Origin of the sequence: Gordonia aichiensis NBRC 108223 (genome assembly GCF_000332975.1) — a bacterium.
Taxonomy (GTDB): Bacteria; Actinomycetota; Actinomycetes; order Mycobacteriales; family Mycobacteriaceae; genus Gordonia; species Gordonia aichiensis.
Genome location: NZ_BANR01000004.1, coordinates 549,246 through 571,269, shown reverse-complemented (window position 1 = coordinate 571,269; position 22,024 = coordinate 549,246). Strand labels below are relative to the sequence as shown.

Sequence of the window (22,024 nt, the reverse complement as noted above, 5' to 3'; positions counted from 1 at the left end):
GCTCCTTTGTGGGGTTCCATTGAGGGCGGTAACGACTCGACTGCACTCACCGATGCCAGCGGACCCGCCGCACGCTCGTACTCCATCTGGAGTAGCCGTCTGTTCGGATACTGGCGCTTAAGGTACTCCGAAAGGGTGACTTCTTGTGCTTGATGGCTTCGGTCGGCGTTTTGTAACACAGCGGGCACGCCAAGCGGATCACTACTGGTCGACCTGAACGAAGAACTCTCTGGAAGTGACGAGACTCGCCCGTCTTAGACGGGTGGCCGTCTCGATACAAGCTGAGGCTCCCCCGAAAAAGTGGACACGGTTAGCTTGATTGCTGACTGGTCAGTGACTTGATCTCGAAGGCGATGGGCGAGATCATTCCCAGCGAGCTGTGCCTCCTGTCATGATTGTAGAAGCGTACGTAATTGTCAAGTCCTGCAGTAAGATTCGTGTAGCTGGTGAACGCGTGCCGCTTGTAGTACTCGTGCTTGACCGTTGACCACAGCGACTCGGCGCCGGCGTTGTCCCAGCAGATCCCCGTCGCGCCCATCGAGCGCTTGAGGTCGTACTTGCCGCATGCTGCGGCCATGTCGTGGCTGGTGTACTGGCTGCCGCGGTCGCTGTGCAGGATGGTGCCGGCCACTGACCCCCCGCGGGTGAACACCGCGGCGTCCACGGCCGTCTCGACCAGCTCGGTGCGCATGTGATCGGCCAGTGACCAGCCCAGCACCCGCCGCGAGTGCTCATCACGAATCGCACACAGATACGCATCCCCTTCACCGCAGGTCAGATACGTGATGTCGGAGGTCCAGACCAGGTCGATGCCACCCTGGTCGAACACCCGCCCGACCCGGTCCGGTGGGAACGTCGCGGTCGGATCGACCTGGGTGGTCTTGACCTTGAAGGTGCGTGGGCTGATGCCCTCGATACCCATCTCGGCCATAATCTTGGCGACGGTGTTCTCCGAGACCGCGACACCCTCGGCGTGCAGGTCGGCGGTGATCCGCGGTGAACCATAGGTGCGCGTGGATGCCTGCCAGTGGGCGAGGATCTTCACCTCCAAATCGCGACGCCACTGCTGTCGCGCTGTCAGTTCAGTGCGGCGTTGCCGATCCACCCACGCGTAGAATCCGGATCGTGAAACACCGAGCAGTTCAGTGAGTTTCGTGATGTCGTGGTCGGCGCACTCCGCGGCGATGAGCTCGAACTTGCTCACCGATGTTGCTGCGCCGCAAAGTACGCCGATACTTTTTTCAGGAACGCTAGATCGCGATCCTTCTCGGCGAGCTCCGCGCGTAACCGGGTCAACTCCGCGTGCTCACCAGCCGACAGATCCCGGTCCGGTGGGGCATTGCGCATCTCGTCGGCGACACCATCGCGCATCCGTTCAGCGCGAACCCATTTGCCCAACAAGTTCTCGTGCACGTTGAGTTCACGTGCGACCTCGGTGACCGGCCGTCCCCCGTCGATCACCCGACGAGCAGCCTCCGCCTTGAACTCAGGCGTAAACGACCGACGCGTCCTGGACATGTAGACATCCTCCCAGCAGGACCCTTCGCCCCGCTATCTCAGGTGTCCACTCAAACTGGGGAGGTTCAAGCAGCATGAAGGGTGACGGGGCAAGACGCCAGTTCCGGCCTCCGCCTGCGAGCGGTTCGCCAAGGAGATCGTGTCTAGCACTCCTGTCGTCCGACTAGTCGGCGGGTGGTCGCGTCATACCGGTAGTGAACGATCTCTCCCGAGATGATCAGCTCGATCGCTTGGTCAATAATCCTGCGCGGCACGACAAACCACTCGGAGGGATCATAGTTGCGGCCGTTCTTGTCGATCTGGGTCAGATTCAGACGGACGTCGGCAAAGACACGATGGAGGAGGTTCTCCAGCGCTGAGGCGCGCGTGTTATAGATCCGGTAGGTCGCGACAACCTCAACCGGCGCCATCAGATATGTGGGCGACTTGTCGGCGTTCTTGATCCTTGTTTCGACCGGCCCACGCGAGAAGCCAATCTTATGCAAGTCGGCGATCCCGGCGATCTGCGGATCGGAGCTCTGAGAGCGCAAGACGTAGATGTAGCCACTGACCTCATCGTCTGTAAGGATGTCCGGTCCCAGCCGGGGCACAACAATCTGGCCATCCTCATCACCCAACCGAATCGCCAAGGATTGGCGGTACATCCGTGATTCGGTGCCGTTCTCGAAGATGCAGCGGAGGCGTTCCCGCTTGTTCTCGCGAACGGTCGACTTCTTGTACTCAGTCTCGCCGACTTCAGCGATGAACAACATTACTCCGTTGAGGACGAAGAAGGCACCTGGTGCGATGTGCTTCAACCCGGGATACGGCAGTAGCTGGCTTGCGCCGTTACGCAGCTCGTCATGCTTCTGCTGAAACAGCGGCGCGAAATCTGCGAAATCGTTCGCGGGCTGGCGACGTGCCGTTTCCTCGGTCTCGAAGTGCTGCTTGCGGACGGGCAGGGTGGAGACGTCGAAGATACCGGTCTCGTCATCCAAAAGATCGAGTGGATCGCCCTCAAGGAGTTCGTCAATTGAGCCAGGCGCGGCGGGTACGTCGAGAAGGCCGAACTCGTCAAGATGCTTGAGTGCCTCGATCTTGCTGTCGTCAGCAAGAATACCCTCCAGACGTGCTCCAAGTTTGCGCTCAGAAATTTCCCTTGTGGTCGAGCTCGGGAGCCGGGCCTGTGCCCGTCGGAACTCCACGATCTCTAAGAACGCTCGCTCCAACCGATCACTGGACGTGATCTTCTTGGCCTTTTCCGGCGTGTCCAGAAGGCCGTCAATATCGGCGTCAAGGAGCTGCTGGAACGCGTCAGGCGCTGGTTGATCGTCGCCTCCTGCGGTCTTGTCATCCGTCGTCATTGAGCATTCTCGATTGCTTGTTTCTGGGCCAGCCGCTGCTGCTTGAGCCGTTGCAAAAACAGCAGCGCTTCGGCGTACCGCTTCTCTGTCGGATTGTCTGAGCGCACGTCGGGGCGTCGACCGTTGACCTTGACCCAGCTCTGAATCTTAGGGAACAGCGCGAGCGCCTCCTCCTCGCTGATCTCCACGCGTGTGCTCGTGATCGCGTCGGAAATGATCTTGAGTACCGAGGGCGTCACCGACTTCGACATCACCTCGAAAGCTCGTTGGAACGGATTGACCCTGTCGATCAGGTTGATGCTGACCTCATCGATGTTCCTGAACGTATCGCCCATCTTGATGAACCGCTTATCGCCGACCTCACGAACCTCGCCATTCTTAATCACCGAGTCCACCACAACGTGCTGCCGAACCTCCTCGACCTGCTCATCAGTCAGGTCCGGGTAGCGTTCGCGGATAATCTTCGGGATCAGGACCTTGTTCGTGGTCTCCGGGTCAACGCTGCCCGCCGCGGCCTTGGCGAACGTGTCGTCCTGCAGAATGTTTGCTTTCAGATCGTTCAGGTCAGTTTCGACGATCTGCTTGACCCGCTCGCTAGACGGCTCCTTGAAGCCCTTGATCTTGATCGTCCCCGGCTCAGGCGCGTCGTCGTTGCCTCGTTTGGCCTTGAAGTTGAAGTTCGGTGCTAGCACTTGCTCCATCAGCAGCGACGCGGTGATCGCCTTGAGCATATTGTTCACCGATACGGTCACCTCACCCCGCTCAGCATCGGGCTCGGCCAGCAGGTTCGTGAACTGCGCATGCGTCTTACCAGGGCTGTCGCGGGTGACCCGGCCGATAATCTGGATAATCTCGGTCAACGACGCCCGATACCCGACGGTCAGAGCGTGCTCGGCGAACGGCCAGTCGAAGCCCTCCTTCGCCATCCCCAGCGCGACGATGATGTCGACGCCGTCACGGTCCTTCGCCGCGACGGTCGACAGATAGTGCAGCGTGTCGGCGCGCTTCTTCTGATCGGTGTCGTCGACGAGATCAGCCACCCGCAGCACCTCACCAGTGTCGGTGCGGCGAATGCGGATGATTCCGGTGTCGGGTTCGGTGTCGATCACGTCGCCGATCGTGTCGATAATGAACCCGACCTCTTCGATCTTGTCTTTGGTCGACTCACCAGAGTTCACGCTTGGGATGTGCACGATCGTCTTCTTGTCCAGGTCCAGCACCTCGCCAATCGCTTCGGTGTAGCGGCCCTGATAGAAGTGGTGCCCGATCCCCAGCGACTTCAGAAACTGGTAGCCGTTGAGCTGGTCGTAGTAGTTGAACGTCACCGGCGTGAACTGCGCCTCGTCCTCGGACGAGAGGACCGGCACCGAGTCGCCACGAAAGTACGAGCCGGTCATCGCCACTATGTGCACGTCTGAGCCGACCATAACCTCCTTCAACAGTGCCCCCAGACGGGAATTCTCGGTATCGGCCGAGACGTGATGGAACTCGTCGATCGCCAGCACGGTGCCGTTGAACTCATCCGGCGCCAACCGCTCGAACGCGAACCTCAACGTCGCATGCGTGCACACCAGAATCGGATCAGCGCTGCTTAAGAAGTCGACGAACGCATCGACCTTGCCCGCCGACGACCCAGGCGTGCACAGGTTTCGCTCTGGCTTGACCTCCCAGTCAGCAAAGAAACCGTGCGCGGTCAGCTTTGTCGTCGAGAAAGATGCCCCGATCGAACGCTCCGGGACAGCGACGATCACCTTTCTGCGACCCTGGTTGTATAGCTTGTCGAGACCCACGAACATCAACGCCCGGGACTTGCCCGAGGCCGGTGGAGCCTTGATCAACAAGTGCTGGGCGTCCCGCTTGGCGAACACGCGCTGCTGCATCTCCCGCATACCCAACGCGTCAGTGTTCACCGATGCACCGGTCTGCGCGTACGTCACGTCAACGACATTCACCGTGCTACTCACTTCTTGCTCCTCTTCGCCGGCTTTGCCGCCTGCTCCGCAGCGGCCATCTCCTCATACATAGCGAACAGGTCTGACAACCGCTCCTCGTCCGTCTCGTAGCCACGCTTGGAATAGATCGAATCCACCAATGCGTCAACCTCAGCGTGCGCGGCCCGCAGATCATCGGGCATCTTGTCCGGATCGTAAAGTTCGGCCAATGTTTTCTCGCAGTGATACTCACGGACGTCCAGTATCCGCAATGCCGCAACTGTCAATTTCTCCTTCACTTGCGCAGACAGTTCAGGAACAGGAAAATTATTGTAAACAATTGTATTAGAATACTGATATCGATTCTCAAGACGTCCAGAAACGGACCGCATCCAAATCATATGCATTAATGAAGTCGTCAATGCAAAAGCCCAGAAATTGGTCTCGGTCATGACTAGTGCCTTATTGGAGCCAATGACATCGGGGCCGACATAACCAATGGGAATATACTCCCGTCGCTCTGAGGAGATGCTGGGAACAATTAATGAGTCCGAATCAACATGTGCGAAGTAGTAGAATCGATTCGGGCTTGACGCCAGTGCATTGGTCGACTTTTCAGTGCTCCTTAACCGGTGCTCCCTTGTCCGGTCGAGGCGATATGCAAGTTCCGGAATATTGTAAGCCTGTCGCAGATGGTCGTCGGGAATTACCAGACACCATCTAGTCTTACCTTTAACGAACTCATCAGACCCACAATACCCCCTAATGTAGCGCTCCACTTCCGGATGGCTCTCCAGGAGTTTATTCTTTTCCGAATCCGATAAGATCAGGTTTCCTCCATCATTGGGCATTGAGCCGTATCCAAGACGGGGCATCTGAGGACTCAGAGGGTTTCGGCGACGCGACAGCCAGACCATTGGACCGCCAGCAAGGTAAGCGTTTATAGTATCAACACGGAGTCGAAATTGATCTGTATACAGATACTTAGCATCTATGGACTTATTCCGAAGTGAAATTACAACACATGTGACGCCCGCGGAATTTCGTGCTTTATTCGCCCATGGAAATGAGGTATATGCATAAGAAATCTCTAAGTTATCCCCCAATACCGCCGGCCAGAGGAGTGCCACCTGCTCTCCTTGCGTAATGGAATTGGTTGTCACCAACGCGAGTCTTGCCCTCGTTCCGCGTATGTACTCAGCACCCTTAACTACCCAACCTGAAACATAGTCGAGACTCTTATAGTTTTTGGTAATGGTGGCAAGATCACGTTTGTGCTTCGCCGACTGATTCCTACTCCCAAGATACGGCGGATTACCGAGCACATATATTTCCTCTGCTCCTCTATTCGGGCAGATTTCAGACCATTCGACAGTCAAGGAGTTTCCCTGATTGATCTGACCAGAATCACGCAGGGGAATGAGGGGGATGGAAACTCTGAATTTCTCCCTAAACTCTGCGTTCATCTGATGCTTGGCGAGCCACAAGGACAGGATTGCCACCTCGACGGCGAAATCATCGATCTCAATGCCATAGAAATTCTCGATGTCAATTTTCGACACGGCGTACAGCACTTGGTGTTTGGGGCTCAAGTCGGCAAGTCGTTCAAGAATCGCGTGCTCCAGGCGTCGCAATTCCTTGTAGGCGATGACCAAAAAGTTCCCCGACCCGCAGGCGGGGTCGAAGACTTTGATCGCGCCGATCCGCTCCAGTAGCTTCTCCAGCTTGCCGACGCTGCTGAAGCCCGCGTCGAACTCCTCCTTCAGTTCATCGAGGAACAGCGGCTCGATCGTCTTGAGGATGTTCGGCACCGATGTGTAGTGCTGCCCGAGGTCCGACCGCTTTCCCGGGGTGACGATCGCCTGGAACATTGACCCGAAGATGTCGGGGTTGATCTCGCTCCAGTCCAGAACTCCCAGATCTAGAAGCAGCCGACGGGCGGACTTGGTGAACGCTGGCACTACGTGCTGGTTGGTGACCTCGAACAGGCGACCGTTGACGTACGGGAACGCTGACAGGTAGCTCGCCTTGTCCTCGGGATTCTCGGTGTCCAGGGCGTTGAACAGATCTGTCAGGAACTCCTGCACGTCCGACCCGTCGGCCTGGGTGTGCGACCCCACCGCGGTGGTGAACTGACCGTCGTCGAAGATCCCGGTGTCCTCGGCGAAGAAGCAGAACAGCAGTCGGGTGAAGAACACGTTCAGCGCATGACGGCCATGCTGCTCGTCGATGAGGTCCGGGTTCGCCTGCAACAGCTCGTCGAACAGCTTGCCCATTCGCTCGGCGGCCTTGACGTCGGCGTGGGCCTCGGAGGTGTACTGCGCCTTCTCCATGCCAGCCCAGGGAAGGAAGAACGTGAAGTGCTTGTCGATGTCGCGGATCGGGAAGACCTTGCTCTCGCCGGTCTTCATGTCGACCGCGACCAGCTCGTCGTAGTCGGTGGCGATTACGAACCGTGGGTTGTACCGAACGACGTCCGGTGATGTCCGCAGCTCCTCGACGTCAGCCAACGGCTCGCGGTCCGTCTCGCGGAAGTAGACAACGTTCTTCTGTGCGATTTCGCGACTCGGATCGGCCGCGACGTTGAGCGACCCGTTACGCAACCGGGTGACGTTACCCTTGGGCTTCCCATAGGCTAGGAGTAGATCGAAGATGAATTCGCGATCGTAGGATTCGCGCCGCGCGAGCGGGGCCACCCGCTCTTCGACCGCCTTCAGGTTCAGTCTCACCACGCGCGTTAACCCTCCTCGAAACCACTACCAGTGCGATAAGCATTCCACTCCGCGATAGCTTCGACAGCCAGTACCCCATTCCCAGGTCGGGGCTGGAGGACTTGGTGACATTCGTTGGGCAGCTAGGTCGGCCGCTGAGGTGTTGCGACCAGCCGGACACCTGACTGCGTCGGATCACGGCGCTGTTGAGTCCAGCAAGTGCCAGCTGAGCCGACACTTCATACGTAAGTCGCTATGGGCCGAGGTTGATCCGGTTGGTGAGGTCGAGAGATGCTGCGTGGCTCGACATCCGGTTAATCCTCGGGCGGCCTAGAGACTCTGCGGACCGAACCCGCCGCTTCGGAACGGACCCCCTCAGCCAAGCGTCCGCGTATCGAATCGAGCGCTACCTCGAGTTCAACGGCTGATCGCAGCAGCGGCCGATCAGTCCGCAGTCCGACCCTCTCAATCGCATCGTAGACCGACCTGTTCAACAACCTCATGTTGTCTAGCAGCAGAAGCGTAGGTTCTTGGGCGTGCTCCGGGGTCATCCACCGCTGACCGTAACCAGCTGCAACGACAACGTTGGTGAGGAGTTCAAAGTAGAGCTTGAAGGCGTTCTCGACCTCGGAATTCAGAACACCACCGCAGCCCTTCAGCGCGGTCATCAGCACTTCCACCTGTTCTAGCAACTGGTCACCGGAGTCAAGGAATCGGTAGGCACGTTCGATGTCGTAGTTTGCGACTCGACGGCGGACCCCTGTTGCTGACATCCCGACACTGCTCGCGACGGCCTGCAAGGAGTGCCGGTACGTACCGACCGCGATGCTCATCACGGAATCTGTGAGGTCGCGCAAATCGCTCTGATGGTCGCGAAGGCTACTCAAGAGGGCGTCAAGATCCTCCGCGCCGTTATCGCGACTTGATTCGTTGCCTGTATCAGCCAGTTCCGCGAATCTGGCGCGCAGGTCTCCAACAGTACGTTGGTGCCGTTCTAGCGAATCAGTGTACGAATCGAGCTGCGCGACCAGCGCTTTGACACTATTAGGCCGCAGAAAGAGGTCTGCTGCGTCAGCTACGCCTTCATTGACCGCAGGCGGAGGCGACGTAGCGTCCGCACGTTTGACCCACCTACGAATCGTCTCCGCGGGCACCCCCGTCCGGTCGGAGACCTCAAGCGCCGCCTGTCGGTCCGACTTGAGCCCTGGTCGCAACTCACGCCACAGGTCGATCACCTGCTCCTGACGCTCACGCGAGTAACCCACAGCACGCATTATAGGCAGCCAACCACTGGGCGTTGATGCACAGTTTAGGTGGTTCATTTTTTTAAGCGTGGTATTATCACAACGTCCCGTGGATCTCATGAGACGTCCAGCAAGAGACGGAGGTTAGAAGCGCATGGCTATACGCGAACTCACCCAGGTACCGGTCAATGCGGCAGGATGGGAGATCGAAGTGAGGGTCATTCGCCCCGCAGAGAAGCAACGCGACACTCCCAACGGTCGCGTGCGAGAACCCAAGATGCGCAACGGAATTCAGGGAATCGAGTTGGAAGTACTGGTGTGGTGGCCAGAACTCGATGAAGAGCGACGAGCGAAACTCACGACCTACCAGGCCGACCCACCCAAGTTAAACCGTCGAGATCTGATCCGTGTTCGTGGGCAACTCTATGCGGCCGCGTGGTCAGCGAATGGTTCCAGCGGTCTATGGTTCGACGCACCCGAGGGGATCGAGTTGGCAGCCAAGCCCGCACAGACGAAGGCGGCCGTCCAATGACCGGGTACAACCTCAGTTTCAAGTCGCGGCGTATCCGCTGTGACGACACGCACATTCTGCACGAAGTAGGCCGCACAGCCACGCACGGAGTCAAGCGCCGCGCTGAGTCCAGCGTCGAAAGGCAGAACCCCGCATCATCCCAGGGGCTACACGCCCCCGCAGAGCGGGCGGAGGTTCTAGCATGATCTCGTTCCTTGTTGTCCTAGCGATCTTGGCAGTAGTCGCCGCCATCGTCTGGTCCGCGTGCGCAGTCGCTCTTGAAATGGCTGACGAACTTACCGATGAGTCTCCAGCGGAGTCGTCATGGATGCGCGGCTGGCGCTCTGTCGATTGGGCAGCTCCTGGTCTGGAGTCACTGTCATACCCCTCGCCGAACGCGATACCTCAACATCCTCGAGTCGATCGGATATGGATGTCACCGACAGGGCCTCGCGCGAAGATCGTATTGCCTGAAGGTGTTTCGGGTTCTCATGTAGACCTTGCCGCCGTCCACCGCCTTGAGGGCTTGCTACCCGGAGCCGCGCCTATGGCGGTTGTCGCGTGTGATCGTCGATCCGTCACCTTCGCACTGGAGTCACGAGACCCCCTCGCAGATGTTCAGCGTTCGTCGGCGCACTCGGGATCCGCCAGTTCCTCCAGCAGGCCAGATCCAGTTGCCGATCGCATCGCGTTTATGGAAGCACTGGCGAAAGTACGGCGCGACGGCGGTGCGCAATGATTACCCCGGCGATAGCGTTTGCCGTCGATGCACAGGGACGTGGCGTGCACATGCGACTTGACCAGCACACACTGATCGCCGGTGTGACTGGCTCGGGAAAGTCAAGTGCGACATACGAGATAATCCGCCACGCGGTCGGAATGCCGAGCGTTTGTGTGTGCGGTGTGGACCCGACCGGCATCTTGCTGGGTCCTCTAGGGACTCACCGCTGGATCTCTATCGGATCGTCCAAAAAGCAACTACTTGCGGCAACCGCGGCGCTGTCCGCTATCGAGTCAGAACTAGACAAGCGACTCGCGGCCCTAGCCGAGGTGGGAATCGATCTCATTCCCTCCTCCTGGCTCGGGCGTGACTTGCCGCTGGTCGTAGTGGTGCTCGAAGAATGGGCGGCCCTACAGCTGCAGTTGGCGCGGGCCGAACGACTGGAAGCGGAGCGGATAGTCGCAAGAATCGGCATGGAGGGCCGCAAGGTGCGTATCAACCTGCTGATCAGCGTCCAACGGCCCGAGGCGAAGCTTCTCGAGGGGGTGCGATCGCAATTGACTCAGATCATGTGCATGGCTCAGACCGACGCGATGTCGATCAAGATGGCGAGCGAAGTCATCTTCGAGGACAAATCGCTCGTGTCGATGATTCTCGGCGCGCGGCCCGGACAGGGCGTTTTGGTCGGCGCGGGCATCGCTCCGACCCCTTTCAAGGCACGCCATCTCGACTACGCCGGATACCGCGAAGCCGTATCTCAAGCGATATTCACTGCACGGGGAACCAACGCCGGTGTAGCTACGGCGCGGCTCAGAGGTAGTGAGTTCCAATGAGCCATACGACGACTGAGGTCTTGTTGACGGCCAAAGAAGTGTCAGAGGTCTGTGGTGGCATTGGCGTGAGCACGCTGCATAAATGGGCGGCTCAGCGCGAGGCCGGATTGCCGGCCGAGGGGCCACCACATCTACGCCTGTCTGCACGCCATCGTCGGTGGGCACTGTCCGACGTGCAGGCCTGGATCGCCCAATCGACAGTGAAGTAGGACGCATTGAGTATCCGAAAGAAGGTCACGAGCAAAGGGGAACCGCGCTGGCTGGTTGAATGGCGGCTCCCCGACCGACGGAAGGTTACTAAATCCTTCCGGACGGAGCGGGAAGCCCGTGTATTCGAAGCAGAGGTGGTGGCCGCGAAGAGCCGCGGGACCGTTTACAACCCGCGACTCGGAAACACCATCACGGTGGCGTACGCGTACAAGTCGTGGCTGTCGAGCCGTCAAGATGTGACAGCGAAGACTCGGCGTGGCTACGAAGACAACTGGCGCAATCACATCGAGCCAGCTTTCGGTGCCTGGCCGGTGACGAAGGTGGATCGATCCAGCGTGCAGAACTGGATCAACTCGATGTCGGTGGGCCCGCGCACGAAACGGTGGCGCCATACGGTCTTGCGGATGGTGCTTGAGCACGCAGTCGAGGAGGGCTGGCTCGCGCGTAATCCAGCCACCAAGACGATCTTCCCTCCCCTGGCTCATCCAACGCATACCTACCTCACCGCGTCGGAGGTGGATCGCTTGGCGAAGCTGTGCGGCGCTCAAGGCGACATCGTCATGATCCTCGCGTACACCGGGCTTCGGTGGGGTGAACTGACCGGCCTCAACGTGGAGGATATCGACCTGGACCGGCGGCGCATTCACGTTCGACGGTCAATGACACAGGTCGGCGGAAAACTCGTCACAGGTGCGACCAAGAGTCGGGCAGGCCAGCGGTCGATCCCGATCCCCGCTACCGTTCGCGAGCTGTTGAGGGCCCGCATTGCGGGTCGTGGGAGAACCGAAGCTGCGGTGTGCTCGCCCATGGGTGCTCGCCTTAGTCGGGAGAATTGGGTTCGATCGGTCAGGTGGAAGAAGAAGGCGGCTGAGATCGCTCGTCCGTCGCTGCGGGTCCATGATCTTCGGCATACCTATGCCTCTATGGCACGATCCGCAGGCGCTGACATGCGCCTGCTCCAGAAGACAATGGGTCATTCGTCGATCACGGTGACGGCGCACACTTACGCCGATCTTTACGACGACGAGCTTGATTCGGTGGCCGATGCGCTCGACAACTTGAGCGCTCGCCTTGTATCCGATGCGGACGACACGTCCATCGATGGCCGACCAGCGGCCGACTAGAATAAATCTGCAATCAATGTCAACGAGCTATCCCTCAATCGAGAAACAGCGTATGACCTGCGTAAACGTCCTCGTGGCCAGGGCCGGGATCGAACCGGCGACCTTCCGCTTTTCAGGCGGACGCTCGTACCAACTGAGCTACCTGGCCGGAAGGTCCGGTGCAAAACCGGAAACCTTTGGCGACCCTGACGGGACTCGAACCCGCGACCTCCGCCGTGACAGGGCGGCGCGCTAACCAACTGCGCCACAGGGCCATGTTCAATTTTCCTGCTCCCCCGTAGGGGCTCAGTTGTACCCCCTACGGGATTCGAACCCGCGCTACCGCCTTGAAAGGGCGGCGTCCTAGGCCGCTAGACGAAGGGGGCCGGTTCTCCGTTGGGAGCCGACTCAGCTTAGGACACCGCTCGCGCAATTCACAAATCGCCTGTTCAGACCGCATTTCGCGCGAGATGACGCCCTCTGGATACCTTACCCGGTCGCGACCCGAACGGCATCGACAATTCGACTCGGACCGTCAGCGCACCGCCGCCGGATCGACCTGTAAACTCTCATCCTGCGTCGGCTACAGCGTCGAGGCATCCGCCCCTATAGCTCAGTTGGTAGAGCTACGGACTTTTAATCCGCAGGTCGTAGGTTCGAGCCCTACTGGGGGCACTCGTCATCGCGAGGCGCTCACTACGCCGGCGTTCCGCTGAACGCCCTCACGCCGCCAAGGTCCTCGTCGTCGAATCGTCGCGACTGCCGGCGGCCTGCTTGAACCTCCACGCGGCGTACAAGACCTCGGTCGTGTATCCGAGGTCGAGCCGTCCGGGGTTCTCGGGCACCACCGCGCCGTCGGCGATCGCTGCCGGCCGCCATCCCTGAGCCGCACTGATCGACGACGCCCGCTCGATCACGGTCCCATCGATCTGTCGATGAAATGTGAACTGCTGCAATGCATGCGCCTCGATCGAGAACTCGCCTCGGTGCAGCGCTCGGTGATGCGATGAACACAGCAGCACCAGGTTGTCGGGCGTCGTGGCCCCGCCACGCGACCAGAACCGGACGTGATGCGCGTGCAGGTGCCGTGTCCGTCCGCATCCCGGGTAGCGGCACCCGCCGTCACGGTCCAGAATCGCCCGCAAGGTCCGCGTCGACGGCACCCGCGTCCGACGCCCCCACGACGTCACCGTCCCCCTCCGATCATGGCGGACGTCGGTCGTCGTGCCGGAGCACGACACCTCTGCCGCCTCCGCCGCCGACAGGGCCGGACCACCCTCGACGTGCGCATCGGGAGCGACTGCCGCGGTGCGGTCAGCTACGCCCTCGCCGCGCTCATGCGTGTGGACGACCACTTCGGCACCCGGCGTGAACGTGGGCACCTCGATCGCTGACTGCATCGTCTCGGCCATCAGCACCACCGCGGGTGCGATGTCCGCAGGCGTGTGGCGCCACAGCCGTCTATCCGCAGGCTCGAGACCGGCCTCCTCGATGTCGGCTTCGCGATCTGCCCCACCGGCTCGTTCGATCTGTGCGGCCACGAGATCGGCGACGGTCGGACCGCGGTCGTCGGACCCGGACGTCCGCGTGCGCTCGTACTCGGCGCGGACCGTCGCCGCCATGAACGACGCCCCGTCTACCGCCGACAAACGCATCCGCACCGACAGGGTGCCGTCGGAATTCCACTCCCACGACGCGGTTGATTCGACCTCACCCTCGGTGGCCTCGCGCTCCCGCTGATCTATGGAGCGGATAGCCCGGACCACCCGCTCGAGCTGAGCGGCGTCGGCGGACAACGCGACGTTGAGCAGTTCGTCCTCGCGGTCGGGTGTCACGACGCGAGTCAGTGCACGCACTTTCGAGTACGACAACCGCCCCTGCGCGAACGCCACACGTATCTTCGGCAATTCGTCGAGGGTGCGTGCCACCCGCACGTACTCCTGCGCGGTTCGCGTCGACAGCCCGGTCCGCAACGTCAACCAGTGTGCGCACGAGATGATCCCGTCACCCGACCAGCCGGTGCGTCGGTCGAATTCTGACACCAGGAGCAGGAACCGGGCAGTCATACTCGCGATCTGGCCCGCGTAGCCTTCCAGCCGGTCGGCGATCTCCCCCACCGCCAGCTCGCACGGATCAGCCTCGTCGAATATGTCTGTGCTGCCGCCGGCCATGGCCACCCCTGGAGATCGATGATGTGTTCGATAAGGGCATCGTATCGGCGGGTACTGACAGGGTTTCGGAGTGAACGTTCCGCTGAACGCCGACAAGGCACAAGCGTTCAGCGGAACGCCGCGACGTCGTAGCGCGCGCAGACGAATCCATGGTTACGCGCAACGTCGAGCAGTTCGAGATCGCACCGCGCCGTGAACAGCGGACGTCCAGAGCCGAGCAGGACCGGTGCGATCGAGACGATGAGTTCGTCGAGCATCCCCGCTGCGAAGAGCTGCGCGGCGAAGTCGCCGCCCCCGACGACCCACACATCGCGACCGGCCGCCGCGTCGAGCAGGGCCTCGCGGTGAACACCGGGCGCCCCAGACACGATACGAACGCTCTCGGCGACGGGAGTCAACTCGCGCGTACTGAACACGATCGCCGGGATCTCGTACGGCCACGGATTACCCTGTTCCACTTCGTGTTCGACGATCCACTCGTAGGTGGTCGACCCCATCACCAGGCAGCCGACACCGCCGATGAAGTCGGCGTAGTTCATCGGACCGTCGTCGTCGATCGGTTGAGTGAGCAACCAGTCGAGCGAGTCGGAGGCGTCGGCCAGGAAGCCGTCGAGACTCGTCGCCGTGTAGTACCGAAACCGCGTCGTTGCACTCATTACTCTCCTCCGGTTTGCCTGCGCTGCCACGTGATCGGATCGGGGTCGAGTTCTGGTGCCGAGGTATCGATCCCCGCCTGGGCGAACATGGTTCGGGCGAGTTGCCGACGATGCGCCGAGAACGTCAGCACGTGCCCGACGATCTGGGCGAGCACGAAAGACTCCGGCGGATCACAGAGCGCGTCGATGATGCTGTCCGCCCACGCGTCGCGTCGGTCGATATCGCGGACCGCCGCCAGCCACCGCGGACCGATCTCGTCGTATCGGTCGGCGAGTTCCGCCGGGCCGTACCGTATGTCCACGTCGGGCAGATCGTCGCCGTCGATACTGGCCATCCACGGCAGCGTGGCGAACACCAGGTGGTGCAGGACATCCGACAGTGACTCGTCGTACCCGTCCCAGCTGATCGTGGTGTTTCCCGGCAGACGCACTCGGTCGAAGTCCTCGTCACTCAGCGACTTCGCGACGTCGAGCAACGCGGCGATGTCGTCGACGTCGTGGCGGACGAGCAGCGACACCAGATCACCACTCGACGCCGTCGTCCCATCGCCGAACGTGCTCGACCCCGCAACGTAAAGCACTGTCGGCGAATGGAAGTGGATTCCGTTCGGTGCGGGCAGCCAATGTCCCCGCCCCTCGACGCCCGGAGGCATCGCACTCGGCGGGTGACCGTACGCACGCGCGAACGCACGGCTGAAACCCTCCACGGATTCATACCCCGCGGCGAATGCGGCATCGGTTACCGACGCGCCGTGCCGCACCTGCCACGCAGCCCGTTCGAGGAGAACGCGGCGTCGGAGCGCGGCCGGGGGTTCCCCGACGTCGCGTGCAACTCGCCGACTGAAGTGAAACGGTGACGAGTAGGCGCTGGCAGCCATACTTCCGAGCGTGGCGTTGTCCTCGTCGAGGACCGCATCGAGGAGTTCGCGGAGTCGATCACGTCCGTGTGCGGGCATATGGTCAGTATGGGACCCGCCGACTGGTCAGCACCCGACCGTTCTTGCGCTCCTGACGATTGCAGGCCGACGGTCTGGTGGCACCGTCAAGCTCCGTCCAGCACCGCTGCGATCCTGTTGGCACACACCTCGGGCAGCAGTCCGTCGAGTCCCATCGCCTCATCAACGCGAATGAGGGGAAGACCGAGGAGTAATGCGCTGCTGATCAAGTGGAAGGTCATGTTCTCCACGGGCGCGCCGACCGCCTCCTCGTATCGTGCGACCGTCTCAGCAGGCAACGGAACGCCGGGCGACGGCGCGTGACCCTCGTGCGGACTGCTGATCCAGTCGGTGGTCAGCATCCAGGCGATGTCTGCGCCCTGGTCACCGAGATAAGCCATTTCCCAATCCAGCGCGGCAATCGGCTCGAACCCCTTGTTGTACAGCAGGTTCGACATGCGGGCATCGCCCCAGCACAGTCCTATCCGCCGCGGGGAATACAGGTGCGAGTCCAGCCAGTCGAGCCCCGCGAGCAGGCCTGGATGGGTCGCTGCACCGGCGTAGGCCCACTCGATCGACGTGCGCAGATAACTCGCGAGATCCGCGGGAGCAGAGGACGGATCGGGCGAGAGCGCCAGAAAGCCGAGGCGGTAGCGCTGTGTGTCCACCCGATGTATCCGCGCAATCATGTCAATGCATCCGTTCCACAGCCGGGCGCGTCCCGCATCGTCGGTGTCGGCGAAGACACCCTCCTGGTGATAGGAGGGCACGTCGCCGACGGTGTGCGCCGAATCGAGATAGTCCATCACGAAGTACGGGGATCCGAGTTCAGTGACTCCTGCCTCTTCGAATCGCACGCGTGGGACGGGCACGTCGGAGTCGGCGAGTCGCTGCATCACGAGGAATTGTCGACGAAGATCGTAGCCGGGCAGGATCGGCAGCAGCGGGGGCCGTCGCAGCACGTAGCGGGCCGTCGTCGACTCCGCGCCCGGATGGTCGACGCCCGCTACGGTCACGATGAATGTCTCCGTCGAGAACCCGGTCTCGGTCCGTACGCACGAGACGACCTCGGTACCTCTGGCCTCCGGAAGTCGTTCTTGCAGAATGGGTGTCAGCAACGTGACCAGTTCGTCGGCCGTCGGCCTCTGATTCTCGTCGTGCGCCATCGCCGTCACCACCCTGTGTAGCCATAGCGCGGATAGGCCCCGAGGAAAACCATCTCGACCAGACCGTGACCGACTTTGCCGTCCATCTCGACCTCGCAGAGAGTTTCACTGAGCATGGTGGCCGGTCGGATCTCGTCGACGTCGCGCGTGTTGACCGTGAACCCGTCGATGACATCCTTACCGCGCCAGTACCCGCTCGCGTAGCCGCGATACTCGTCGTAGCCCGCCAGCCCCGGCCAGAAGTCGGTGAGCGGCTTCACGTCGATGCGAGATCGGGTGCGGTCGTCGCGGACTATCGTGAAGCTTCCGCCGCTCACCACGCGAAGGTCCTCACGGAACGTGAGGTCGTGCTCGACGTCGATCACGGTACCCGGGGACCGGTGGGTGTCGATCGGGAACAGTAATTCGCCCTCGAATTGCGTTCGACGCCCCGCGCTGTCCTCCCGCAGCGCGAAGTGAACCAATTCGTCGTCGAATTCGAAGATCCCCATGTAGTACAGCACGCCGTCGGGGATCTCGGATGGCTGGCGCTCGGGGCCTTCCGAGATGCTGCCGCCGCCCCCGCCGTGCCGCACGCCCCACGAGTGATCGCGGCCGAACCACCAATTGCGCGAATCGATCTCGAGGCGTTCGTCGCCGATCTGCAGGAAACCCTCGACGATCCCGTTCTGGTAGAAGCGTCGAGCGTCTTCGAGAACACGTCCGCGACTGCGGTGAAATGCGGGCGTCTGCTCGTAGGCATCGAATCGGCCCCGCAATCGAAGGTCGAGCGATATTGCGGTCTCGTTGGGCTCCAATCGAACTCGCACCGACCGGAGCGGCTCCTCGATCTCGTAGGTGAACGGCCCGATCCGGTACACGCCGAGAGCCCCCTGCCCCTCCGGCTGCAGTTCCGTCGACATCCGGGCAACGTGGGCGGTGCCGTTTTTCCGCGTGATCATGGCGTAGGCGTCGGTGACATTGCGGTTGGGGTATCGAGCCATACCCGTCATCACGTTGACGTCACCGGAGATGTCGAAGCCGTACATGACGATGCGCTCGACCCAGCGCAGGTCACTCTGTCCCACGTGGTCGAACGTCGTCGACAGTTGATGGCACAGCATCTCGTCGTGTGGAACAAGCATCGTTGACACCCTTCGTCGCAAAGCCGTCGGAGATAGTTTCGTTAGAGAGTTGCACGTAATTGAATTACACGGGGCCGTTTCCGATAAGTTCTCCTCATGACGTCAGCGTCCAGCGGCATCGGCCGACCCCGCGATCCGGAGAAGGACGCCGCGGTGATTGCGTCGACCAAGCAACTGTTGCTCGATGAGGGATACCGCGGTGCCACCGTCGCGGCGATCGCGCGGCATTCGGGAGTCGGCGCACCGACGATCTACCGACGGTGGCCGCGCCGCGAGATGCTCATCGAAGACGCGGCTTTTCGCCAAACAGAAGCCATCTCGCTGCCCGAGCGCGGTGTCGACCTAACCGCTGACCTGCAGGAATGGCTGGGAGTTTTTCTGTCGACACTCGCCGATCCGGTGACCCGAGCTGCTCTGCCCGGTCTGATCGCCGACTACCAACACGATCCGGAGATGTACCGACGACTTCTCGATCGTGCCGATTCCGGTGCCCGGTCGGCCTTCATCGAGCGGCTGACGCCTCATCTGGACTCGACGAAGCCAGACGATGCCGCGCGCCGGCTCGACGTCGCATTCGACGTCCTGGTCGGCCAGACACTGCTCCACGCACTCACCTTCGGCGACACCGGTCGTGCGGAGTTCACCGATCGCACCGCGCGGGCGCTCACCGCCATGCTGCTCTCGCAGAGTTGGGCGTGACGTCTCGGCCTCACCGCACCACCTCGCGGTGACCGGAGTCGAGGCGTCTCGTCCAACCGCGGGCATCGAGATGCTCGAGAAGCGGGATTGCGACACGTCGGGTGGTTCCCAGCGCCTTGCGCGCCTCGCTGGTGGTAAACGGTTGCTCCAGCCCCGCGAGCACCCGCATGGCCAGCGCCGGAGAGCGCGGCGACACCACGATCCCGTCGCGCAAGCGCAGTAACCGCCCGAGTCGCTCCGCCGCGGCCAACTGCTTGTGGCCCAGACCGAGTGCCGAGAGGTCGTCGGCCTCCGGTGCGGCGAAAGCGTTGTCGGCGAATCTGCGCTCGAGTGCCGCCACCGCCTCCTCCGCGTCGCCGAGTCCGCAGAGGACACCCTGCTTCGTGAGATAGCCATCGGCGTGGTCGAGACCAGAGTCAGCGATGAGAGCGGCAACCAGCGCGTCCGACGGCAACCCGACCGCGCCGGCCACGCTCGCCCTCGGTAGTCCCCGCGACAACGAATCCTCAACGGCCACAGCATCGACAGCAGCTCGCAGCCGCTTGATCCAGATCTTCCAGGCAGACTCGTCGACCCACCAGTCCCCGACGACCCGCACTCCGGCAGGCGCACTCTCGCCAGCGGCGACGACGCCGAGTCGCATGAGGTGGTCGACGGTCACCGCACCGCGACGAACCACCTCGTGGAGCGCGTCGCCGTCAGTGCTCATGTCCGACAACGCCTCTGCTCGACGCACTGCATCACCACGCCGCCGCAACTCGGGAGGTTCCGCGTCCAGCACGACACCCCCGCCGATGAGTCCACTGCCCGGGTCACGCAGGACGATACGGTCGCCGACGATCACCGGCAACGCACGGTCGAGTGTCATTCGCGCATGGTCGGCGTCGAAGGGGCGCACGCGACCGCGCGGCGCGGCCGTGCCGATGTGGACGCCGAGACGTGTTGGCACAGAATCAAACCCGGGACCACTGATCCTGCGCACGTCGACAGTGTCGGTCAGCCGCCACACGCCGGGGGTGAGCAGCAGGTCACCGCGGGCGATGTCCACTGCGGACACATCCCTGAGGTTGACCGCCACACGACTGACCGGACCGACGCGTTCATGCGGCGCGTTCTCACTCTGCACCCCACGAATCCCGACGGATCGTACGTCGTTGTCGGTCACCAGATCGAGTGTGTCGCCCCGACCGAGTGTTCCTGCCGACAGCGTTCCGGTCACCACCGCACCTGCTCCGGTGATGCTGAACGATCGGTCGATCCAGAACCGAACGGGCGCAGCGTCGGAGGGAACCGGTCCGGCCTCGAGGACGTCTGTGAGCCGATCACGCAAGGCGTCGATCCCGTGCCCGGTGTGAGCGGACGTGACGACAACGGGAGCGTCGGCCAGCCCCGTTCCGTCGAGCTCCTCGGCCACCTGGGCGACGACCTCGTCGATCCGTCCCCTGTCGGCGAGGTCGGCACGCGACAGCACCACGACACCGCGGTCGATGCCGAGCGCAACGATCGCGTCGCGGTGGTCCGACGATTGCCTGCGCCACCCCTCGTCCGCGGCGACGACGAACATCACGACCGGCGTCGGCCCGAGGCCTGCGAGCATGTTGCCGAGGAAGCGCTGGTGGCCCGGCACGTCGACGAAGGCCAGATCTGCGCCGGATCGCGTTGTGGTCCAGGCGAACCCGAGATCGATGGTGAGCCCTCGCCTACGCTCTTCCGCCCATCGATCGGGCTCGATACCCGTCAGCGCGCGTACCAGCGCGCTCTTGCCGTGGTCGACGTGACCGGCAGTGGCGACGACGTACACCTAACCGTCCGACCCTGACCCGACTGAGTCGAGAGCACGTCGCACAGCTGCGGCGACCGTCGCATCGTCGGCGTGCGGGATACAACGCAGGTCGACCAGACACGCACCGTCGTGGACTCGCGGCAGCACTGCGGGAACACCGGTACGGAGGGCATGCGCGGCACGCTCGGGAAGTCGGATCGCCCAGCCGGGCAACGGCACACCCGGTGCACCACCACCGCCGACCCTGCCGTCGTGCGGAACCACGTCGACGCCCCCGATGGCTGACGCGACACTCTCGGTCCTGGCGCGCAACCGATCCGGGTCTGCATGCAGATACTCCGTCACCGGCGGCGCAGGCCCGGTCAGCGTCGCCTCCATCGCCGCAAGAGCCAGCTTGTCGGCGCGCACGGCTCGCGCCAGCGGGTGTGTGGCCAACCGAGCGATGAGCTCGAGGTCGCCGAGCAGAATCCCGGCCTGCGGTCCCCCGAGTAGTTTGTCTCCGCTGGCGATCACGAGATCGGCGCCCGCGGTCAACGCCGACGATGCGTCCGGCTCGTCGGGCAGCATCGGGTCGGGTACGAGTAGGCCGCTACCGAGGTCGGCGACGAGCGGAACACCTGCAGCGGCAGTCGCTTCGGCCAGGTCGGCGATGGAAGCCTCGGCGGTGAAGCCGCTGACCCGATAGTTGCTCGGGTGGACCTTGAGGACACAGCCGACGTCGCCGTCTGCTAGGGCTGCAACGTAATCACGCAGATGGGTGCGGTTGGTGGTGCCGACCTCGCGCAGCCGTGCACCGGTTGACTCGATGAGATCGGTCAGCCGGAAGCCGGCGCCGATCTCGATCATCTCGCCGCGGCTGATGACCACCTCGCGCCCGGCAGCGAGTGCGGTCGTGGCCAACACCATCGCCGCGGCCCCGTTGTTCACCATCAGCGCGTCACCCGCGGCGGGACAGGCACGCAGCAGCGCCGCCCGGGTGGCACTGCCGCGGCGAGACCGCGTACCCGACACGAGATCGAGCTCGACATCGACGTAACCGGAAGCGTCGAGGACGGCGTCCCGGGCCGCAGGCGACAACGGCGCCCGGCCGAGGTTGGTGTGCACCACCACCCCGGTTGCGTTCAACACAGGCCTACCGGAGCCGACGCGGCGTCGGGCAAGTGCGTCGCGTACTGCATCCTGCACGTGGTCAGGGTCGAGTTCGCCGCGTCTGGCCGAGTCCTGAACCTCGCGCACGACGTCGCGGATCACCTGGTCACCGAGTCGTGCTGCGGCCGAGGAGATTTCGGGGTCGGACAGTAGGTGGTCGGTACGCGGGATCCGCCGCCGGGGATCGGATCGGGTCACCGCGCCTCCTTCGAGTAC

General features: G+C 62.2%; 18 protein-coding genes and 4 tRNA genes. 6 read left to right on the top strand and 16 right to left on the bottom strand.

Features of this window, described 5'->3' with window-relative positions; all coding sequences use genetic code 11:
- Positions 1-310: 310 nt before the first annotated feature.
- From GOACH_RS07255 to GOACH_RS07230, 6 genes are all read right to left on the bottom strand, one after another.
- The gene (locus GOACH_RS07255) at positions 311-1,204 is read right to left on the bottom strand and encodes an IS3 family transposase (protein WP_005172744.1); all 894 of its coding nucleotides are present in this window, start codon (positions 1,202-1,204) and stop codon (positions 311-313) included.
- Positions 1,201-1,518, bottom strand: coding sequence for a transposase (locus GOACH_RS07250; protein ID WP_005172740.1), 318 nt, complete (start codon positions 1,516-1,518; stop codon positions 1,201-1,203). Before GOACH_RS07250 ends, GOACH_RS07255 begins: the two co-directional genes overlap by 4 nt.
- Before the next feature lie 143 nt (positions 1,519-1,661).
- Positions 1,662-2,861, bottom strand: coding sequence for a GIY-YIG nuclease family protein (locus tag GOACH_RS07245; RefSeq protein ID WP_005172738.1), 1,200 nt, complete (start codon positions 2,859-2,861; stop codon positions 1,662-1,664).
- Positions 2,858-4,825, bottom strand: coding sequence for a DEAD/DEAH box helicase (locus tag GOACH_RS07240; RefSeq protein WP_005172735.1), 1,968 nt, complete (start codon positions 4,823-4,825; stop codon positions 2,858-2,860). The genes GOACH_RS07245 and GOACH_RS07240 overlap by 4 nt, the downstream gene beginning before the upstream one ends.
- Positions 4,822-7,524, bottom strand: coding sequence for a DNA methyltransferase (locus GOACH_RS07235; RefSeq protein ID WP_005172726.1), 2,703 nt, complete (start codon positions 7,522-7,524; stop codon positions 4,822-4,824). Before GOACH_RS07235 ends, GOACH_RS07240 begins: the two co-directional genes overlap by 4 nt.
- 293 nt (positions 7,525-7,817) lie before the next feature.
- Positions 7,818-8,768 (bottom strand): hypothetical protein, encoded by a 951-nt coding sequence (locus GOACH_RS07230; RefSeq protein ID WP_040517856.1) that lies wholly within the window; start codon positions 8,766-8,768, stop codon positions 7,818-7,820.
- 133 nt (positions 8,769-8,901) lie between these two features.
- Between GOACH_RS07230 and GOACH_RS23965 the strand changes: the two genes are divergently transcribed.
- From GOACH_RS23965 to GOACH_RS07215, 4 genes are all read left to right on the top strand, one after another.
- Complete coding sequence (locus GOACH_RS23965) at positions 8,902-9,279, top strand: hypothetical protein (RefSeq protein ID WP_005172721.1); 378 nt, start codon at positions 8,902-8,904, stop codon at positions 9,277-9,279.
- A 714-nt stretch (positions 9,280-9,993) separates the two neighbouring features.
- Positions 9,994-10,812 carry an ATP-binding protein gene (locus GOACH_RS07220; protein WP_005172716.1) on the top strand — a complete coding sequence of 273 codons (819 nt, stop codon included), beginning with the start codon at positions 9,994-9,996 and terminating at the stop codon, positions 10,810-10,812.
- A gap of 65 nt (positions 10,813-10,877) precedes the next feature.
- The gene (locus tag GOACH_RS23295; protein WP_245551835.1) at positions 10,878-11,021 is read left to right on the top strand and encodes a helix-turn-helix transcriptional regulator; all 144 of its coding nucleotides are present in this window, start codon (positions 10,878-10,880) and stop codon (positions 11,019-11,021) included.
- A gap of 6 nt (positions 11,022-11,027) precedes the next feature.
- On the top strand, positions 11,028-12,146 hold the full coding sequence (locus GOACH_RS07215) for a tyrosine-type recombinase/integrase (RefSeq protein WP_005172706.1): 1,119 nt from the start codon (positions 11,028-11,030) through the stop codon (positions 12,144-12,146).
- A gap of 74 nt (positions 12,147-12,220) precedes the next feature.
- Here GOACH_RS07215 and GOACH_RS07210 read toward each other — a convergent pair.
- The 3 genes from GOACH_RS07210 to GOACH_RS07200 form a co-directional block, all read right to left on the bottom strand.
- Positions 12,221-12,294: transfer RNA gene (locus GOACH_RS07210), tRNA-Phe, on the bottom strand.
- A 29-nt stretch (positions 12,295-12,323) separates the two neighbouring features.
- Positions 12,324-12,400 (bottom strand) — tRNA-Asp (locus GOACH_RS07205).
- Between the two features lie 38 nt (positions 12,401-12,438).
- Positions 12,439-12,511 (bottom strand) — tRNA-Glu (locus GOACH_RS07200).
- Between the two features lie 216 nt (positions 12,512-12,727).
- Here GOACH_RS07200 and GOACH_RS07195 point away from each other — a divergent pair.
- Positions 12,728-12,800, top strand: a tRNA-Lys gene (locus GOACH_RS07195).
- Between the two features lie 47 nt (positions 12,801-12,847).
- Here GOACH_RS07195 and GOACH_RS07190 read toward each other — a convergent pair.
- The 5 genes from GOACH_RS07190 to GOACH_RS07170 all read right to left on the bottom strand — a co-directional run bounded on the left by GOACH_RS07190 (position 12,848) and on the right by GOACH_RS07170 (position 18,177).
- On the bottom strand, positions 12,848-14,296 hold the full coding sequence (locus GOACH_RS07190) for an HNH endonuclease (RefSeq protein WP_005172703.1): 1,449 nt from the start codon (positions 14,294-14,296) through the stop codon (positions 12,848-12,850).
- Positions 14,297-14,403: 107 nt separating this feature from the next.
- Positions 14,404-14,952, bottom strand: coding sequence for a dihydrofolate reductase family protein (locus tag GOACH_RS07185; protein WP_005172699.1), 549 nt, complete (start codon positions 14,950-14,952; stop codon positions 14,404-14,406).
- Positions 14,952-15,908 (bottom strand): helix-turn-helix domain-containing protein, encoded by a 957-nt coding sequence (locus GOACH_RS07180; protein WP_005172696.1) that lies wholly within the window; start codon positions 15,906-15,908, stop codon positions 14,952-14,954. The genes GOACH_RS07185 and GOACH_RS07180 overlap by 1 nt, the downstream gene beginning before the upstream one ends.
- An 86-nt stretch (positions 15,909-15,994) precedes the next feature.
- Complete coding sequence (locus tag GOACH_RS07175; RefSeq protein ID WP_005172693.1) at positions 15,995-17,053, bottom strand: phosphotransferase family protein; 1,059 nt, start codon at positions 17,051-17,053, stop codon at positions 15,995-15,997.
- A gap of 5 nt (positions 17,054-17,058) precedes the next feature.
- Positions 17,059-18,177 carry an Rv3169 family protein gene (locus tag GOACH_RS07170; RefSeq protein ID WP_005172690.1) on the bottom strand — a complete coding sequence of 373 codons (1,119 nt, stop codon included), beginning with the start codon at positions 18,175-18,177 and terminating at the stop codon, positions 17,059-17,061.
- 96 nt (positions 18,178-18,273) lie between these two features.
- Here GOACH_RS07170 and GOACH_RS07165 point away from each other — a divergent pair, with 96 nt between their 5' ends.
- A complete protein-coding gene (locus tag GOACH_RS07165) occupies positions 18,274-18,876 on the top strand; it encodes a TetR/AcrR family transcriptional regulator (RefSeq protein ID WP_005172688.1) in 603 nt (200 codons plus the stop codon).
- Positions 18,877-18,886: 10 nt separating this feature from the next.
- Here GOACH_RS07165 and selB read toward each other — a convergent pair whose 3' ends face one another.
- Both selB and selA read right to left on the bottom strand, forming a co-directional pair.
- The gene (gene selB / locus GOACH_RS07160) at positions 18,887-20,677 is read right to left on the bottom strand and encodes a selenocysteine-specific translation elongation factor (protein ID WP_005172686.1); all 1,791 of its coding nucleotides are present in this window, start codon (positions 20,675-20,677) and stop codon (positions 18,887-18,889) included.
- Positions 20,678-22,006, bottom strand: a complete 1,329-nt coding sequence (gene selA, locus GOACH_RS07155) for an L-seryl-tRNA(Sec) selenium transferase (RefSeq protein WP_005172683.1) — start codon at positions 22,004-22,006, stop codon at positions 20,678-20,680.
- Positions 22,007-22,024: the final 18 nt, after the last annotated feature.

Excerpts from the sequence above, each read along its gene's own strand:
- GOACH_RS07250 (WP_005172740.1), bottom strand. The coding sequence starts at position 1,518 with ATGTCCAGGACGCGTCGGTCGTTTACGCCTGAGTTCAAGGCGGAGGCT.
- GOACH_RS07175 (WP_005172693.1), bottom strand. The coding sequence starts at position 17,053 with ATGGCGCACGACGAGAATCAGAGGCCGACGGCCGACGAACTGGTCACG.
- GOACH_RS07185 (WP_005172699.1), bottom strand. The coding sequence starts at position 14,952 with ATGAGTGCAACGACGCGGTTTCGGTACTACACGGCGACGAGTCTCGAC.
- GOACH_RS07165 (WP_005172688.1), top strand. The coding sequence starts at position 18,274 with ATGACGTCAGCGTCCAGCGGCATCGGCCGACCCCGCGATCCGGAGAAG.
- GOACH_RS23965 (WP_005172721.1), top strand. The coding sequence starts at position 8,902 with ATGGCTATACGCGAACTCACCCAGGTACCGGTCAATGCGGCAGGATGG.
- GOACH_RS07180 (WP_005172696.1), bottom strand. The coding sequence starts at position 15,908 with ATGCCCGCACACGGACGTGATCGACTCCGCGAACTCCTCGATGCGGTC.
- GOACH_RS07245 (WP_005172738.1), bottom strand. The coding sequence starts at position 2,861 with ATGACGACGGATGACAAGACCGCAGGAGGCGACGATCAACCAGCGCCT.
- GOACH_RS07220 (WP_005172716.1), top strand. The coding sequence starts at position 9,994 with ATGATTACCCCGGCGATAGCGTTTGCCGTCGATGCACAGGGACGTGGC.
- GOACH_RS07190 (WP_005172703.1), bottom strand. The coding sequence starts at position 14,296 with ATGGCCGGCGGCAGCACAGACATATTCGACGAGGCTGATCCGTGCGAG.
- GOACH_RS07170 (WP_005172690.1), bottom strand. The coding sequence starts at position 18,177 with ATGCTTGTTCCACACGACGAGATGCTGTGCCATCAACTGTCGACGACG.